General features: G+C 65.3%; 17 protein-coding genes. 3 read left to right on the top strand and 14 right to left on the bottom strand.

Annotated elements, in window-relative coordinates:
- Positions 1–128: 128 nt before the first annotated feature.
- The 11 genes from A5688_RS20150 to A5688_RS20100 form a co-directional block, all read right to left on the bottom strand.
- Positions 129–1,358 carry a TetR/AcrR family transcriptional regulator gene (locus A5688_RS20150; RefSeq protein WP_207546710.1) on the bottom strand — a complete coding sequence of 410 codons (1,230 nt, stop codon included), beginning with the start codon at positions 1,356–1,358 and terminating at the stop codon, positions 129–131.
- A 162-nt stretch (positions 1,359–1,520) separates the two neighbouring features.
- A complete protein-coding gene (locus tag A5688_RS20145; RefSeq protein ID WP_067833521.1) occupies positions 1,521–2,306 on the bottom strand; it encodes a mannan-binding family protein in 786 nt (261 codons plus the stop codon).
- 12 nt (positions 2,307–2,318) lie between these two features.
- Complete coding sequence (locus tag A5688_RS20140) at positions 2,319–2,918, bottom strand: Mce protein (protein ID WP_067833518.1); 600 nt, start codon at positions 2,916–2,918, stop codon at positions 2,319–2,321.
- A gap of 36 nt (positions 2,919–2,954) precedes the next feature.
- Positions 2,955–4,205: an MlaD family protein gene (locus tag A5688_RS20135; protein WP_067910099.1), complete on the bottom strand. Its 1,251-nt coding sequence runs from the start codon at positions 4,203–4,205 to the stop codon at positions 2,955–2,957.
- Positions 4,202–5,434: an MlaD family protein gene (locus tag A5688_RS20130; protein ID WP_067833512.1), complete on the bottom strand. Its 1,233-nt coding sequence runs from the start codon at positions 5,432–5,434 to the stop codon at positions 4,202–4,204. The genes A5688_RS20135 and A5688_RS20130 overlap by 4 nt, the downstream gene beginning before the upstream one ends.
- A 2-nt stretch (positions 5,435–5,436) precedes the next feature.
- Positions 5,437–6,552, bottom strand: coding sequence for an MCE family protein (locus A5688_RS20125; protein WP_067833509.1), 1,116 nt, complete (start codon positions 6,550–6,552; stop codon positions 5,437–5,439).
- Positions 6,549–7,595: an MCE family protein gene (locus A5688_RS20120; RefSeq protein WP_067833507.1), complete on the bottom strand. Its 1,047-nt coding sequence runs from the start codon at positions 7,593–7,595 to the stop codon at positions 6,549–6,551. The genes A5688_RS20125 and A5688_RS20120 overlap by 4 nt, the downstream gene beginning before the upstream one ends.
- Complete coding sequence (locus tag A5688_RS20115; RefSeq protein ID WP_067833503.1) at positions 7,588–8,667, bottom strand: MCE family protein; 1,080 nt, start codon at positions 8,665–8,667, stop codon at positions 7,588–7,590. The genes A5688_RS20120 and A5688_RS20115 overlap by 8 nt, the downstream gene beginning before the upstream one ends.
- A complete protein-coding gene (locus A5688_RS20110) occupies positions 8,664–10,226 on the bottom strand; it encodes an MlaD family protein (protein WP_067910095.1) in 1,563 nt (520 codons plus the stop codon). Before A5688_RS20110 ends, A5688_RS20115 begins: the two co-directional genes overlap by 4 nt.
- The gene (locus A5688_RS20105) at positions 10,227–11,084 is read right to left on the bottom strand and encodes an ABC transporter permease (protein ID WP_067839156.1); all 858 of its coding nucleotides are present in this window, start codon (positions 11,082–11,084) and stop codon (positions 10,227–10,229) included.
- A 1-nt stretch (position 11,085) separates the two neighbouring features.
- Positions 11,086–11,955 (bottom strand): MlaE family ABC transporter permease, encoded by an 870-nt coding sequence (locus A5688_RS20100; RefSeq protein WP_067839153.1) that lies wholly within the window; start codon positions 11,953–11,955, stop codon positions 11,086–11,088.
- Between the two features lie 298 nt (positions 11,956–12,253).
- Here A5688_RS20100 and A5688_RS20095 point away from each other — a divergent pair, with 298 nt between their 5' ends.
- Entirely contained in the window at positions 12,254–12,862 is a 609-nt protein-coding gene (locus A5688_RS20095) for a hypothetical protein (protein WP_067839150.1), read from the top strand.
- Positions 12,853–13,605: an Mce protein gene (locus tag A5688_RS20090; RefSeq protein WP_120312382.1), complete on the top strand. Its 753-nt coding sequence runs from the start codon at positions 12,853–12,855 to the stop codon at positions 13,603–13,605. The genes A5688_RS20095 and A5688_RS20090 overlap by 10 nt, the downstream gene beginning before the upstream one ends.
- A gap of 55 nt (positions 13,606–13,660) precedes the next feature.
- Here A5688_RS20090 and A5688_RS20085 read toward each other — a convergent pair whose 3' ends face one another.
- Together A5688_RS20085 and A5688_RS20080 are read right to left on the bottom strand one after the other, a co-directional pair.
- Positions 13,661–14,335: an esterase gene (locus tag A5688_RS20085; RefSeq protein WP_242660262.1), complete on the bottom strand. Its 675-nt coding sequence runs from the start codon at positions 14,333–14,335 to the stop codon at positions 13,661–13,663.
- Between the two features lie 163 nt (positions 14,336–14,498).
- The gene (locus A5688_RS20080) at positions 14,499–15,443 is read right to left on the bottom strand and encodes a DMT family transporter (RefSeq protein WP_067839165.1); all 945 of its coding nucleotides are present in this window, start codon (positions 15,441–15,443) and stop codon (positions 14,499–14,501) included.
- Between the two features lie 146 nt (positions 15,444–15,589).
- Here A5688_RS20080 and A5688_RS20075 point away from each other — a divergent pair, with 146 nt between their 5' ends.
- A complete protein-coding gene (locus A5688_RS20075; protein WP_067839145.1) occupies positions 15,590–16,441 on the top strand; it encodes a LysR family transcriptional regulator in 852 nt (283 codons plus the stop codon).
- A 17-nt stretch (positions 16,442–16,458) separates the two neighbouring features.
- On the opposite strand, the gene A5688_RS20070 is transcribed toward A5688_RS20075, so the two are convergent.
- Positions 16,459–16,812, bottom strand: coding sequence for a UBP-type zinc finger domain-containing protein (locus A5688_RS20070; protein WP_067839142.1), 354 nt, complete (start codon positions 16,810–16,812; stop codon positions 16,459–16,461).
- Positions 16,813–16,946: the final 134 nt, after the last annotated feature.

The following is a 16,946-nucleotide window of genomic DNA, read 5'->3' as shown; positions in this document are numbered from 1 at the left end:
CCCCGAAAGCCGGAGATTCACTGCCGGAAAAAGACGTTCGGCTCACCTGGGTCTATCGGCGAACCCGGTGTCGAATCCCGCAAGTGGAGATCGATTCCTGTTTGGGATTCATGCCGAGCGAAGCCCGGTCAGCGGCGCTGTCGGCTGCCGCGAGGCGCATTGCGGCAGGCTTCGGCCGGTCGTCCCAGCACCGTGACCTCCATCAGGCGGCGCACGGTGAGGCCGGCGGTCGCGTTGGTGTTGGGGTAAACCAGGCGTCCGATGTCCACCGCAAGCGCGAACGCCGCGTGGACGGCGTATCGGGCGCGGCCGAGGGTGAGTTCCGGGTTGGCCGTGACGGCGAGGGTGGCCCAGGATTCGACGGTGGAGCGCTGAATGTTGTAGAGCAGCACGGCGTCTGTGTCGGGCAGGTTGTGCCGCTCGGTGTAGTACACGCAGGCCAGTTCGGGGTTGGCGAAGGACCGGGTGACATAAGCCTCGATGAGTTGCGCGAGCGCCTGTTCCGGGTCGGCGTTGGTGGCCAGGATGCTGGAGAGGTCACCGGAGAGTTGGTCGGCGGCGCGTCGGTAGTAGACCGCCAAAATGGCGGCCTTCCCCGGAAAGTATTGATAGATGCTGGCGACCGGTATGCCCACCGCCGCGGCGATGTCTTCCATTCCGGTTTCGCGATAGCCGCGCTCGTTGAACAGGCGCATCGATTCGTGCAGGAGAAGCTCATAACTTCCGGCGACACTGGTCAGCGTCGCTGCCTGCGACCGGTCGGATCCGCGTCCGCGCTGCGTCGGCAACTCGGCGTGCAACACCGCGCTCGCGATATCGCTCAGTGCCGCGCGGATTTCGGCGTTGTTCAGGCGGGACCGATGGTCGGTGATGCTGCCGATGACGCTCAGCGTGGCCGCCGACAGGATCCAGCGTTGCCGCGACGTCAATTTCGGCCGAAGCCTCGTGAGCGGACGCTGCAGGCGCCGGTTGATCAGTTTGATCTGTTCGGCCAGGGCGCGCTGATCGTCGCCGCGTAGGTAGCGGCCCTCCCACCGATACAGCCCGCCGGCAGTGCGGTTGACGATCGTGGTGTCGATCAGCGCACCGGTCAGCGCGCTGAGCTGCTCCTCGGGATCGCCATCGGCGGGCAGAGCGTCGGCGAACGCCGTGGCGTCGACCAGTTGCTGACCCAGCGCCAAGAAGACGTCGCGGAACAGGTCGTATTTGCCCTGCGAGTGGCGGTACAGCGCGGCAGCGGAGATTCCGACCCGCGCCGCGATGTTTTCCATGCTGACCGCGTGATAACCCAGCTCGCTGAATGCGTCGGTGGCCGCGCGGGCGATCTGAATCTTGCGGTCCTTCGGGCGCCGCTTCACTTCATCTGCGGACGAGCGGCTAGCCGACGGCATACAGATCACCGTAGCCGCAGCGGCGGCGGTGCGGGCGATCGGCGGACGACCGGGTTTGCGGAGCCGGCATGCTGGCCGCGCGCAGCTGGGCGCGGCGTCGTACCTGAGGTCATCAGACAGCTAACCCCGTTACGCCCCGCCGAATTCCGGACGCAGGACCGGGCCGAGCGCGCTGAGTGGGATGTGAGGCTCGACGGCGCCCCCGTCCATCGACCACTGCTCGGACTGCCCGTACTGGATCGGGGAGTCGTGTCCGACCGGGTAATCCGGCATGTACAGGACCAGCTCATCGGGTGTCAGCGCCCACGCCTTGTAGCCGCCCGAGAAGACCTTGTCGGGCGTCCACCGGTCGACGGTGAACGGATACGTCCCGGGGTTGTGCTGCCATGCGGCGCGGTCGAGTGCCTCCTGAACGAACGGCTCGGCCAGCGGCGGGATGGCGGTCAGCGGATCGACCCCCGGTTTGGTGATGTCGGCCAGTTGTAGCCGCTTTCCGCCCGCCATGTCGAAGGTGAACGTGCGATAAGCGTTGTTGAACGCCGGGCCGTCGGCGTGGTAGTCCTCGTGGAAGGCCACACTGAGGGCGCGCCCGTGCGAGAACACCTGGTAGTTCTCCTCTCCCCAGCTGTCCTGAACCATCGAGGCGCCCTTGGTGCGCCAGTTGTCCATCAGGTTGCGCAGGTATTCGCGGATGGGCGGCCCGCTGGTGGGGTTCTCGACCAGGTCACCGGGGAGCCCTATCTTGATGTCACGGACCGCTTTTCGCTCGGACAGGACCGTAGTGTGGCAATACTGCCCGTCCCAGTCACCGCCGAGATCGCCGCAAAACGACTGTGCCGACGCCGACGCCTCCGGTGCGCTGAGCACCGCGGCCGCCACCGCCGCCACACTGGCCGAGAGCCGAATCACCCGCACGATCGAAACGTCCTACGGTAGTTCGACTTTGCTGGCCAGCCAACGGCCGCCGGCATTTTCCATGGTGATCCTCATCCGGCTGCGGTCGACCCGGCCGTCGGGACGCACTGCATTGCTCACGGTTTGGTCGACCATCAACAACACCACCACCTTGTTTTTCGTCTGCGATTGGATCGCGGCGTCGACCACGGTGCCGTGCGCGGCGGCCTTGTTGTCGATGAGCAACTGCCGAAGCTGCACGCTTGCTTTGGTGTACGTGTCCTTGAATTCGCCCGTGGCGCCGTCAAGTACAGCGGAGAAGTTCTGGTCCACCTGGTTGGAGTCGATGCTCGTCAGTACCTGGGCATAGTTGATCGCGGTCCGCTGTGCTGCCTGCCCGGCCTGGCTTACCGCGTGCTCATCCCACAGCTTCCAGCCCAGCCCGCCCGCCAGGCCGAAAGCTCCCGCGTAGACGGCAGCGACGAGCGCACAGCGGGCGTAACGTTTCCACGGCCGGGCTCGGCCGTTCGCCTTTCGCTCCTCGTCGGCCTCCACCGCCGCTTCCCGCTCGTCGCCAGCCGGATTTTCGGTGTCTTCGCTCGTGTCGCATTCCTGGTCGTCGATAATCGTCACAGTAATTTCTCCTTGCGGTCTTGAATGCTCGTGGGCTTAGTGGGGCGGCTCTATCGGCAGCGCGGGACCGCCGTACGGCGTGGGAATAGTGAAGCGCCCCTTGGGGGTTGGGTCGGCGGTTTGCCCGAGGTCGGCCCCGGGGGGTGGGCCCGCCGTGTCGTCGCCACCCGGTCGGGGCGCATTCTTCGCGCCTCGGATCAGTACCTGTGGGTCGTCGTCTCGGCAGTAGGTGTACAGGAAGGGCTCGGGGTAGTCGGCCGATGACGACGGCCGGCGCGGGGTGCCGTAGTCGCACGTGTAGCGCGGGTAGATATCGGCGGTCGCCCACAATCCATGCTCGTGCATGGTCGTCATCAGGGCCTCGAGCGTCGAGCCGCGATAGTCGGGAAAGACCGCGTTCAGCGCCGGAACCCGGACATAGATGATCCGCGCGGTGGTCACCAGATTGGCCAACAGCCCGACCATGGTGTCGGAGTTGTCGTCGAACAGGTTGTCTACCGAGGACAGCGCATGAGGGGTCTGATCGACGAATTTGCGGTAGCCGCGGTCCATTTTGTTCACGCCGGTCATCAGGTCGCCGACATTGCGGGACGTCGCACCGAGTCCGGCATTTTTGTCGGCGAGCGTGGTCAGGACCACCCGGCTGGTCTTGAGCATGCTGACGGTCTGCGGCAGCACAGGGTCCATGGTCGACAACAGGAAGGTGGCACCGTCGATGATGTCGGTGAGCTTCTGCGGGCCTTCTTTGCTCAAACTCAGTTCCCGCTTGACGATTTCGAGCTTCTTCGGATCGGTTTGGGCCAGCAGTCCGTTGGCGTCGGCGAGCACTTGCGACAGCGGGATGGGTGTGGCGGTGTGCTGTGGGCCGATCACGCTGCCATTCGACAGGAATGGACCGGTGTTGGATGCGGGTTCGAAATCGATGTACTGCTCGCCCGCGGGCGACAGCCCGGACACCCGCACCGGGCTGGCGAGGGGGATCCTGGTGTTCGCATCGATGGTGGCGATCGCCTCGACGCCGGTGGGTGTGGGCCGCAGCGATTGAATCCGCCCGACCGGGATGCCGCGCACCGACACGTCTTGATTGGCCAGCAGCCCACCGGATTCGGGCAGCCGGATCGTGATCCGGTAGGTCGAGTTGAGCGGGTTGATGCGCAGCGCTCCGATCGCCAGGTAGGTCACGCCCACCACCAGCGTGACTACCAGCGCGAGGCCGGAGAGCCAGGCGCGCCGGTGGTGGCCCGCTCTGACCACTCTGACGATGAACCGGCCGATGCTGTCGATCACCGCGGTGGCTCCGGGATCATGGGATCCGGTGGGGCCTCCCCGGCGGGTGCCGGCGGAAGCGGCGGGCCGACCGGCGTCCAGGGACTTTGCCCCATCGGCGTTTGTGGGCCCCGGCCCACGACCCGTTCTTGCAGGCGCCACAGGACGTATTTGATGGAACCGATCATGTAGTTCCAGTCGCGGCGCATGGGGCCATGAAACGCCGGATCGCCCTTGAAGCCCCCGGTCTCCGCTCCGGTACCCGGCCGCGATCCCATGACCAGCCGGTCGAAGCTGCCGCGCACCGAGATCGCCTGGCTGGGGGTGGATTTGACGAACGGCGGAATCAGCCGGTTGAGGCCGGCGAGGCTGGTGTCGGGGCTCAGGACAACGTCGTTCCACGCGGCGGCGATGGTGTTGGCGTCCTTGATGACGCTGCGGCCGGTCTTGTCGGTACCGGCGATCGACGGGAATTTTGATAACTGATGCGTGGTCGCGCCGAGCTCGTCGACCACGTCGGCGATGTCGTCGGCGTTGCTGGACAGCACATTCGTCGCCGGCCCGATGGCCTGCAGCACGTCGGTGAGTGCTTGATTCTTCTGGTCCAGCCGGTCGGCGAGGGCCGCCGTTTCGGTCACCGCGGCGTCGATCTGCGCCGAGCGTGAATTGAGCTTGCCCAGCAGCAAGTTCGTTCGATTGATCAGGTCGCCGAAGGCGCGCCCTTGGTCGCCCGTCGCCTTGCCGGCGCCGTTGACGATATTGGTGAAGTTGCGGACCGAGCCACCGTTGACGAGCAGCGCGGCCGAGCTCAGCACGCTCTCCACGGTGGCGGCGGCGCGGGTGGCGGGCAGGCCGATGGTGTCCCCGCTCTTCAGTAGTGGCGCGCTGGGGTCCATCGGGGTGGGCGGCTTGATCGCGACGAACACGTCGCCAAGCGGGGTCGCCGATCGCAGCTCGGCGGTGCTGCCGACGGGCACACGGACGCCGTCCATGATTCGCAGGGTGGTGACCGCGGTGTAGTTGCGCGCCACCATCGATTCGAGCTGCCCGACGTCGGCGCCCGCGAGTTTGACCTTTGCGTGGGCCGGCAGGTTCAGCGCGTTGGAGAAGACGGCGTTGAGTAGGTATCCCCCATCGCCGATTCCCGGTGCCGGTAGCGGCAGGCTGGACAGCCCGTTGGTGGCGCAACCGGAGCTGACCATGACCGCACTGAGCGCCACCGCCAGTGCTTTGCGTTTAGCCGTATCCATCGCTATTGCCCCATCGCCGAGAGACCGTCGAGGATGTAGGTCAGGCCGAAGTCGGGTCCGTAGTCTTGCAATGTGCCAGTGCTGCAGCCGAGTTGGCGCAGGTGCATGAGATTGCAGAGCTCCTTGGCGGACTGGCTGTCGGTCAGGGCCTTGTCGAGCAGCCCGTGCACGCGTATTGCGCCGTTGTTCTGATCGACGGTGTTGTAGAGGTTTTCCAGCGTCATGGGGAGGACATCGAGCATTTCGGACACTCCGCGCTGATCCTCGACGATCGTCTTGGCGACGGTGTCGCCGTTGTGCACCGCCTGCTTGAGGTTCTCCCGGTTCTGCTCGAGCAGCGTGGTGACTTCTTCGAGGATCCTGTTGATGGTGTGTCCGGTGGTTCCGGTGCCGAATTTTTCGTCGGCGAGTATCTGGCTGAGCTGGCGTGTCGTGGAACCGAATTGGCGTACTTTGGCGTCGTTGCGCGCGGCGGCGTCCGTGATCGAGCTGAGGTCGGTGATGATCGTGGTCAACTGCTCGCGGGTGGTTCCGCCCCGCTCGGAGCTGAGCCGCAGCGCGTTGGAAAGTTCGTCCAGCGCCGACAGGATCTTCTTCCCGTTGCCGTCGGTGATGGCGACCGCGGAGTCAGTCAGGTCGGCGATGGGTCCGCCGCCCTTGCCGTCGCCCTTCAGCGATTTGGACACCTTGTCGAGCATGTCGAGTACGCGATCGAAAGCCACCGGTGTCTTGGTTCGGGTGAGCCCTATCGTGTCGTGGTTCTTCAACACCGGGCCGCTCCGGTAGGGCGGGGTGAGTTCAACCTGCCGGTCGGTGAGGATCGAGGTGGTGATGGTGACCGCGCGGGCGCCCGCCGGGATCTTGACCTTCTTGTCCACCGTCAGCTCGGCTTCGACGTAACTGCCTTTGGACGTGACCTTGCTGACCTTGCCCACCGGCATGCCGAGAACCGCAACGACATTTCCTTCGTAAAGGCCGGCGGCGCTGTCGAATTGCGCGGTCACGGTCATGGTGTCCAGGCGGGACTTGACGTAGTGGCCGATTACCCCGATCGCGACGGCGGCCACCGCCGCTATCGCGGCGCCCACGGCGATGAGTTTGCGCCTACCGGAGGTCATTTGCAGTCCTTGAAGTACTGGATCATCTTGAATTCTTTGGCGCGGCCACTGATCGCGCACATCCAGGAATCGATCGCGAGGCCGTTGGGCAGGTTGAACTCGACGACCGGCCCGTAGCCGGTGGCGTTGGTCAGGCCCCGCAGTGTCACCGGCGCGACCTGCAGCAGATTGCGTAACAGGTCGTCGTGCTGGCCGACCATATTCGTCAGCTGGTGCAGGTTGGCGAACAGCTCGTCGAGCATCGGCCGGTTGTTGACGACGATCTTGTCGAGCTGGTCGACAAGGTCCGTCAGCCCTGCGAACATGGCGTGAAAAGTGGCCTCGCGCGCTACTAGATGACCGAGCAGATCCTGCCCCTGATCCATCAGATGTCCGATGTTGGTCTGCTGACGCCGCAGGGTATTGACCACGCGCTCCGTGCTTTTCAGCAGCGTGCCGAGTTGGCCTCGTCGGTCGGCGGTGATCGTGGACAACGTCTGCAGATTCGCGACGGCCTGCGGAACCAGCGGCGGCACCCCGCCGAGCTGCTTGCCCAGCACCGCAAGTGACTGCGCGAACTGGTCGGAATCGACCTGCTCGAAGGTGGTTGTGGCGTCCTCGAGTAGCGACTGCAGGTCGTAGGGCACCTCCGTGTGAGCCAGGTTGATCGTCTTGCCCGGCAGGGAGCCAGGGCCGTCGGGCGCCAGCTCGAGATAGCGCGAACCTAGGATGGTCATCACCTTGATCACCGCCCGGGTGTCCCTGCCCAGCGAGACGTTGTCGCGCACGCTCAGACCGGCCTCGACGTGGTCGCCATCGAGCTTCATGCTGGTGACGTGTCCGACTTCGATGCCGGCGATGGTGATCGGGTTTCCGGGCCGCAGCGTTGCGGCCTGCAGGAACTCGGCGGTGTAGTGGGTGTAGCCGATACCGAGCAGCCTGATCCCCAACGACACCGCGACGAGAACGGCGACCACCGCCAGTCCCGCCAGCCCCAGCCAGGTCCGGTTGTACGACTCGAGCGGTCGGCGCCGCGACCACCGAGCCTTGAGCGAGTCAGCCATTGGCCATGTTCCTGCATCGCGGGGTGTGCCACCCCATGTTCTTGGTGGTGATCGGATAGGCGTTGCCCGGTGTGGCCGCGTTGACGATGAAAGTGGTGATGTCGTTGAGCCCCGGGAAGAAACCCGTGGCGTTCAGGTCGCACGCGTAGGCATTGCCGTAGGTTCCCTCGCTGGTGGCGCGCGCAAAGCCCTTCAGCAGCAACGGCAGGTTGTCGCCGGTGAACGCCAGCTGCGGTTCGATGCCGACCATGTGCTTGCTGAACCCCGGCTCTCGGGTGATGAGTTCGTTCAGCGCCGGATCCACGTCGTCAGCGATCGCCGAGAGACGGCGGGTCACCCGGGCGATTGAGCCCACCGAGTCCTGCAACGAGGCGCGGCGATCATCGAAATGGGTTACCGCATCGCGCGTTTGGTCGAGCGCGTGGTCGAGGTCGTCGTCTTGGCGGGCGACGGTGTCGGTGACCCTCGTGAGTCCGCTGATCAGGTCGCCCAAGGATTGGTCGCGTGCGGACAACGTCCGGGTGATCGTCGATGTCTGCTCCACCAGCAACGGGATGGACGCCTGATCGCCTTGCAGCGACTGCAATACGCCCTTGGTCAGGTCGTCGGCGTCCTTGGCATTGAGCAAGGTGAACAGCGGCTCGAAACCGTTGAGCAACTTCCCGACATCGAAGGACGGGTCGGTCTGCTGCACGGGTATTACGCCGCCGGCGGGCAGCGGGCCCCTGTTGCCGATTTCGCCCAGCGACAGGCCCAGGTACCGCTGTCCGATGATGTTCTGATAGGTCACCGATGCCACGGTGTTCCCATACAGGTGCTGATCGTTCTCGACGATGAACGAGACCTTCGCCAATTTACCGGCGAGTTCGACGTTTTCGACGCGGCCGACCCGCACACCGGCCATCCGGACGTCGTCGCCGATGCGCAACCCGTACACGTCGGTGAACATCGCCGCGTACGGCGTGGTCGGCCCCGCCACGTCTCGCCGCAGGGTGGCGTACACCATCCACGTCACGGCGATGGCGATCGCCATGAAGACGGACAGGCCGATCAGGGGACCCCGCACTTTCATTTCGGGCCGCCCGCCGGTTGTTCCCGGGGTTGCAGCGAGACCGTCGTACCGCGAGCCAGCGGACCGAGCAGCAGTTGGGCCGCCACCGACGCGGATCGGCCCTGGCCGGTGATCATGCCCAGCTGCTCGCGCTCGTGTTGGCTGCCAACGGGTCCGACGTTGCCGCCGTAGCCCGATGGTGCGACCGCAGCGGGCGGGCCCGGGGGCTGGGAAGGTGGCGCGCCGGGCGGCGGGGGTGGTGCGTCATCGGGATCGGCGGTTCCCGGGACTCGCGGAGCCGGGCCGATCGGCCACGGCCACCACGGCAGGGGCGGGTTGGGGTCTTGCAGGCTCGGGTTGGGGTTGTACAGCGGCGGGCCGACCGCGACGAGATTGCCGTCGGGTCCGACCTGTGTGCCCGGGGGCGGTGCCAGATCCGCGGGCGGGTGATAGTTCTGCGGAAGCAGCACCTCGGGCAGATCGGGCCGGACCGCGATCGTCGGTGCGGTGTAGCAGCTCGGTCCCAGTAACTGCCCGTAGCGCGGGCAGTCGGCGCGGGTGTAGGTGTAGGTCGGCGTCAGCGCCAGATTCACCCGCATGTTTCCCGTGTCGAGCTCGGGGTCCCACACCTCTTCAAAGAACTTGTCGGACAGCCGGTTCAGCCTGGTGAAGATGGGCACGAACTTGTCGCTGTGCAGGGCGAAGACGCCCAGGGCGGGTGTGAGGTTTTGCGTCATCTCGATCAGCTGATCGGTGTGGTTGTCGAACGCCTGCCGGCTGACGCCGAAGGTGTGCTGCGATCCGGTGACCAGCGACCGGAATTGTTCGCGCTTTTCGGCCAAGGTCTGCATCGGTTTCACCGCATCGTGCAAGACGTCGACGAGGTCGGGAGCAGTGGACTGCAGGCCGCGAGTGGCATCGAGCAATGCGGACACCGTCGACGGTCCGGGATCGGTGGTGACGATGCCGTTGAGCTCATCGAGAACGTGGGTCATCTGCGCACCCGCGGTGAGCAGCGCGCCGCGCCTGTTGTTGGTAGCGGCCGCGACGGCGGCCAGAATGCCCACGCTGTGGTCCTCGCGGCCCCGGCCGGTCGCGGCGAGGATGTCACGGAGCTTGCTGATCGTCGTCTGGAAGATCACGGTCGAAAGCTGCAGGTCTTCGGGGATGCGTGCCCCGCTGCGGATGCTTGGGCTGGGGCCGCCGTCGACGAGTTGCACCGACGACACCGCGAACACATTGCTGGGCACCACGCGGGCGGTCACCGCGCCCGGAATGTCCTTGGCGTATTCGGGTTTGAGGTTGATCTGGACGTAGTTGGGTTTGCCGTACGCCGCCGGAACCACGTTGTCGACGGCGCCGACCAGCAGCCCGTGATACTTCACATCCGAGCGGGCCGGCAGCCCGTCCCCCACGTTCGTCAACTCCGCGACGACGCGGATGTAGTCGTTGAGCCGGCCGCTGGACTTCAACAGGAGGCTGCCCGTGATCAGTCCCGCTATCAACAGCACCGCGACGCCCATGCCCAGCAGCTGTTGATCGGAGGGCCCGCGTCCGTCGAGATCTAGCGAATTCGGCATTCAGCCACCAAATCTCGCGCCGGCGTCGATGCTCCACAGCGCCATCGTGAGCAGCATGTTGACCATGATCACGACGGTGATGCTCGCCCGCATGGCATGGCCGGCGGCCACCCCCACACCCTCCGGCCCGCCCGCGGCGTAAAACCCGTAGTAGCACTGCACGGTGGACGAAAGCCAAACGAAGACAACGCACTTGAGGACCGAATAGGCGATGTCCTTGGCGCTGAGCATCATGGTGAAGTAGTGCAGGTACGGGCCGAGGGAGCCACCGCTGATCACACCGGCGACGACCTGGCAAGTCAGATAGGTCACCGCCAGGCAGGCGATGTAGAGCGGGATCACCGCGATGACGGAGGCCATGAGCCGCGTCGTGACCAAGAACGGGATAGGGCGGATGGCCAGCGATTCCAGCGCATCGATCTCCTCGGCGATGCGCATGGCGCCCAGCTGTGCGGTGAACCGGCAGCCGGCCTGCATCGCGAAGGCCAGCGAGGCCATGATCGGTGCCAGCTCGCGGGTGTTGACCAGCGACGAGATGATGCCGGTCGCGGGACCCAAGCCGAGCAGGTTGAGGAAGTTGTAACCCTCCACGGCCACCAGTGCGCCGGCGGTGAAGCCGAGTACCACCGCGACGCCGGCCGTGCCGCCGCCGACGACGATCGAGCCGTTGCCCCAGGCGATATTCGAGAGCAGGCGCACGAATTCCGTGCGGTACTGCCGCAGCACGGAGGGCACGGCGAGCACGGCCCGCACGAAGAACAACAGCATGTGCCCCAACCGCATGGTCGGGGTGGCCGCGGCCCGATAGGCACCGAGTAACGGTCGAGCCAGGGTGGGGACGTACGCGGAGGCCGTCATGTCACAGTCCCGTCCTGGGGTATAGGGCGTTGTACAGCTCGCTGATCCCGACATTGACGATCATCAGCACCAGAATCGACTCCACCACCGCGGCGTTGACCGAGTTCGCGACGCCCGCCGGGCCGCCTTTGGTGAAAAGCCCTTTTTGACAAGCGATTACCGCCACGATCGCCCCGTAAATGACGGCCTTGAGTAGCGCGACGATCATGTCCTCCGTGGTGGCGAACGACGAAAATGTCGCGACGAAGCTGCCCGGTGCGCCGCGCTGAAAGTAGACGTTGAACAGGTAGCTGGCTAAAAATCCTACGAAGCAGGTGATTCCGGTGAGTGCGACACCGACCATGATGGCCGCGGCGAACCGGGGCACGACCAGGCGCCGGATCACCGAGACACCCATGACCTCCATCGCGTCGGTCTCCTCGCGCATGGTGCGGGAACCAAGGTCGGCGGTGATCGCCGAGCCGACGGCGGATGCCATGAGCACCGCAGCCACCAGCGAGGCGGCCTGGCGGATCACCGCGAGTCCACTGGCCGCACCGGCGAGCGACGTCGCACCGACTTGGTTCGCCAGCAAGGCGAATTGGATGGAAAGGGTCACCCCGATCGGCAGCGCTACCAGCACGGTCGGCAACACCGCCGTGGCAGCCATGAATGCGCCCTGGCGGATGAACTCGGCCCACTGGAAGCGGCCGGTGAACAGGTCGACCATGCAGTACTCGATCGTGCGGATCGCAAGGATGTACTGCTCACCGAGGGTGTTGAGCGAGGCCAGTGGGTGCCGCACGACATAGCCCGCGGACCACTCTTGGATGGCGGCCACGCCGTCGGGCGTTCGGCCGTCGTTGAGCGAGCGCTGGTCCTGGGCGGTCATCGCCGGATGCACCTAATGGTCGGTTGTGCCCCCACGGCCGGTTATGTTAACGGCTACTCGGCATCCGCGGAAGGTCTGACTGTGCGGAGTTGCGCCGATGCCAGGGCCGAAATGCGGTCGGCGTGCCGTAATGACTGGTGGTCATTCGCCGTACTCACCTGGTGGCGGGCCCTTGACGCGCCGCCGACTTCGCGAGAGGATCCCCTGTCAGGGCGCTGATGTTAACCGTCATTTCGTAGATGAATTGATGGTTCGGTATTGGGGGGCCCAGGGCTATCGTTTTGTTGGGGACGAGCGGATGGATCTGACGAGGTTGCGACGGGCAGGTAGCGGCCTAGCGTGTGCCGCGCCGGCGCTCGTCGCCGCCCTCGCGATCTCCGGCCACGCCGCCGCTGATCCTGGCCAGCCTCCGCCGCCGTTGCCGGTGTTCACACCGGCGCCCAGCGATTGGTCACCGAACTTCGACATCTGGCCGTACAACACCTTCACGGCACGGGTGACGCCGGAAATGATCGGCGGAATGTCGGACTCCTGCCAATGGTTCAAGTCGCAGTTCGATCCGCTGATGGGCCAGATCAGTAACTTCAACCGCTACCTCGGTGACCAGCACGACGATTACTCCGCCGGTGGTGTGCAGGGAAACGCCCACGCTGTGGTAGCGAACATCGACCAGTCGACGGCGTTTCTTGCACCACGAGTGAAGCCGCTGATCATCACCAACCAGCCCGACAATTTCGGGCCGTATTCGCCGGTATACGGAGGGGAATCGATGACCCACTTGGCATTTCAACTGTCGCGGATCAGCGACAGCATCAAGAGAAAGGATCCGTCGGGCGTCACCCACGCGAACATCGTCGCCGCTACCGGCTGGGCGAACGCACTTCGTGACTCTGGCGCGTGCAACTGATGAACCGTCAATCGCTACGAACAGCCGGCAACCCGGGAACCTGGTTGGTAAATCGCTTCCGCGTCGCCGCGGAGGGGGCCGGAGAAGAAGTGGGGCAACCGCCGGCCATCGCGGTGGCCGAGGCCGATGAGGCCGGCGACGACACGACACCGGCCGTTGCATCGCCCGCCACGGACAGCGACGCCGCGGACCCAGCCGAGCCCGACGAGGCCTGCGACGGCGACGAGGACGCCGCCGACGAACAGCAATCTCGTAGCCGAAATCGTCGGCGCGGCAGCGTGACTCGCGCGGTCGCCGCTGGAGTATTGGCGGCCGTGCTTGCGTGCGCGGGCTATGAGGGCTGGCTACTGTTTCAGCATCACCAAAAGCAGGTTGCCGCCGAGCAAGCACTCGATGCGGCGAAGAAATACATCCTTACGTTGACCAGCGTGGACACCAACGCGATCGATAAGAACTTCGCCGATGTCCTCGACGGTTCAACCGGTGAATTCAAAGACATGTACACCAAATCCAGTGCGCAGCTGCGACAGGCGCTCATCGCCAACAAGGCTGCGGCGCATGGGAACGTGATCGACGCCGCGGTCCAGTCCGCCACCCAGGACAAGGTGGACGTTGTGCTGTTCGTCGACCAGTCGGTCAGCAATGGCGCCGCGCCCGCGCCCCAGCTGGACCGCAGCCGCGTCAAGATGACCATGGAGAAGGTGGATGGTCGGTGGCTGGCCAGCAAGGTCGAGCTGCCCTAAGTCCGTTGCGCGGTCGGCGATCTCCTCACGAGCGTCGCACCGCCGGTTCGGCCGGCTATGCGATGTCGGGGCTGATCATCGACGCGATCGCGCTGCGCGGCACCGATACTTGCGTGGCCTCCATCGCCGGCTGCAACGCGTTCTGGTCGAAGAAGAATACGATCGCGTCATTGCTGATGGCGAAACTCTGGTAATTCGCCGGCTGCAGACCGGTGGCCGGCGGAATCGACACCGTCGCCCGATACCGGTCGGCCAACGTCTTCTGCACTATCGGCAAGATGACCTGCAGCGGTTGGGTTCCCGGCTGGAACAACGAATCGAAGGTGATCGACTGCTGATTGACCAGGTTGTAGTTGAAGGACTTGTACCAGACCAGCGGGTGAGCGGCGCCGAGGTTCTGATAGATCTCGGTGATCACCGATTGGGTACCCGCCGCCTGGGGCCCGGAGCTGTATCGGGTGCCGGTGATCTTCAGCGCGGTCGGCGATTCCAGCGTGTTCAGCGGTCCGCGGGCGCTCTGGAAATCGTCGTCGACCTTGGACAAGTAGCCGATCATCGTCGGCTCATCGGGATAGTTGGCCGGAAACACCATGCTGATGTCCGAGAACGGGCCTGACGCATCGAAGTGGCACATTTGATTCGCATCGACACTCGCCGGATTGCACAATTGCGCATCCGCGTTGGCCACCGCGGTGCCGGTGAATGCGGCCGCCGATGCAAGGACCGCCACCGCCGCCGCTCCCCGCCGCGACCCGACGCGCCGCCCGCTACCAAAGTCCACCACGCCTCCGATGAATATTTCCGCAGGGTGATTGTCACAGATCGGCTGCGGTGGATGAGCGGATGGTGGACAAGCCTATTGGCAATGCGCCCCGCAGGAGGCGTTCGGGTTCTCAGCGCGGTGCGTCCTGCAGCTCTACCTGCGGCAGCGTCGCATCGGGCGCGCTCGCCCTCGCCGGACGGCGCCCGGACGCCCGGGTGTTGATCCAGCACGCGAGTCCGCCCAACACCAGGCCGACCGCGATACCCGCGTCGGGACGCTGACCCAGGATGATCCACGACAGCACACCGGCCACCGCGGGAATGACGGCGAACAGCATCGCCACCGCCGTAACGCCGTGGGTGTTGATGGCTCGCACATACAGGCTCACCGCCAGCGTGGCGTTCAACAGCACCATGCCGCTGACCGCGATCGCCGCCTTGACGCCGTCGTGCACGGTAAAGGGCGTGACGATCGCGAGCGCCGACGCGGGTATCAAGCCGACGGCATTTTGCATGCTGCTCATCACGCGGAAGTCGACGCCGCTGCAGAATCGCTGTTGGTAGACGCCGCCCGCCGAAAGGCCAAGCAGGCCAACGACAAGCAACACGATCACCGGGTCGGCACCGTGCGTGCTCATCAGTCTTTGGGAGCAGGCGGCCAAGACCGCGACGACGCCGAGCACCAACGCCACCGCGCGCAAGGGGCCGAGCGGTTCGCGGAGAAACGTGGCCGCCAGAATCGCGGTGGCCACCGGATTCATCGCGATCACCACCGCGCACAGCACCGCCGGCGCTCCGAGCTGAACGGCCTCGTACAGGCAACAGAACTGCACGCCCTGGATCAGCAGGCCCGTCACCATGACGTGCCCGAGTTGCGCTCCCCGTGGCCAGCGGGCCCTGGCCACCAGCGACCAGCTCGCGAGAATCGCTGCGGCCAAACTGAACCGCAGCACCAGGGCGGCCATCGGTGTCATGGCCGTTACCGCCAGCGTGCCGATGGGATATCCGAGCGCGTAGAAGAAGGTCACCGCTGTGGCGGTGGTCGCCGGCATGCGGGGCAAAGGCATGCCACCCATGTTCGCGTGAACGACCGACACAGTCCAACGATTATTGGTGATCGTGATTGATCGCACTGTCTTATCGATAGTCCGAAGAGACAGGGTGATTCAGGCCGAGCTCCTGGTGATTGATCACCGAGGATGATCGGATTAGAGTTGCTGCTATGGCCCAGGTGCTCGATATCGCGCCGCTGCGCAGCCTTGTCGCGGTCGCCGACTGCGGCGGCTTCCATCGCGCCGCCGCCGCCCTGCACCTGAGCCAGTCCGCAGTCAGTCAGCACCTGCGCCGGATCGAAGCCGTGGTCGGCGAACCGATAGTGCAACGCTCTGGACGCGGGATCATTTTCACCGAGGTCGGCCAGAAGGCTCTGCGTCATGCCCGCACGATATTGGCCGCGCACGACAACGCGCTCGACGACCTGGGCGCGACCGAGCACAAGCTCTTGACCATCGGCGCCACCGAACACGGGGCCGACGTGATGCTGGCCGGCCTGTCGCGCGTGCTGCGTGAGCGGCTTCCCGACCTGCGAGTGCGCTTCCGGCTCGATCGCAACGTATCGCTGGCCGACTCGATCGATCGCGGTTTGGTCGATCTGGCCATCATGCTGGACGGGTCGGGCCTGGATCGTGCTAACGCGTCGGGACTTGTTCGACTGCAATGGATCTCAGCGCGCACACTTAGTATTTCGCCACAAGACCCGCTGCCACTGGTGATATTTTCCGAGCCGTGCACGCTTCGCGAGCCGGCCTTCGCGATACTGGAAAACCACCACATCGAGTATGAGATCGCCGCCGAGTGCGGCGATCTCTCCGGCCTGTACGCTGCGGTGCGGTCGGGGCTCGGAGTAGCGCTGCTGCCGATGATCGGTAAGTTTCCCGATGGGCTCAGCCCGGCCGAGGGACTGCCGTCCGCCAACAGCGCCTCGGTATTGGTGCGCGGCCGCGCCGGCATCGACCCTGGCCTGCTGGACACCGTCGACCACGCGGTGCGCGACTTGCTCGCTGCCGCAACATAAACCGGCCGATCACATCGTCAGTCGTCGCGGTGGCGGAGCAGCTCGAACCAGTCATGTGGCACCCGCCCGCGCGGCCCGGGAACCGACTCGTTCTCCGGACGGGACTCGGGTGGTGCGAGTTCGGGGCCCTCGTAGTAGTCGTTGGCCTCGTAGTTCCAGAACCAATTTTCGCCCGGCTCGAACGATCGCATTATCGGATGTCCGGTCTGCTGCCAGTGCTTGGTCGCATGACGAGAGAGCGAGTCGTCGCAACAACCGACGTGCCCGCAAGCGGCGCAGCGCCGCAGGTGCACCCACCAGCCACCGGCCTCGTCGCACTCGACGCAGCCCGCACCGCTGGGCGGCACCGATGGGTCGACATGAGCAGTCATCAGCGCCCTCTTCCTCGCCTACGGCGACCGCTGGAGCATCTGCGCGGGGATGCTACCTCCATGTCCACCGAACCGGCATCACGTCGAACTCCCACGGTCGACTATTCGTTGGGAATTACTGCGATACTTTCCGC

This window comes from Mycobacterium mantenii (assembly GCF_001667865.1).
In the GTDB taxonomy this organism is placed as follows: domain Bacteria; phylum Actinomycetota; class Actinomycetes; order Mycobacteriales; family Mycobacteriaceae; genus Mycobacterium; species Mycobacterium mantenii_A.
Note: the sequence above shows the minus strand (reverse complement) of the source record. Positions and strands in the feature narration are given on the sequence as shown.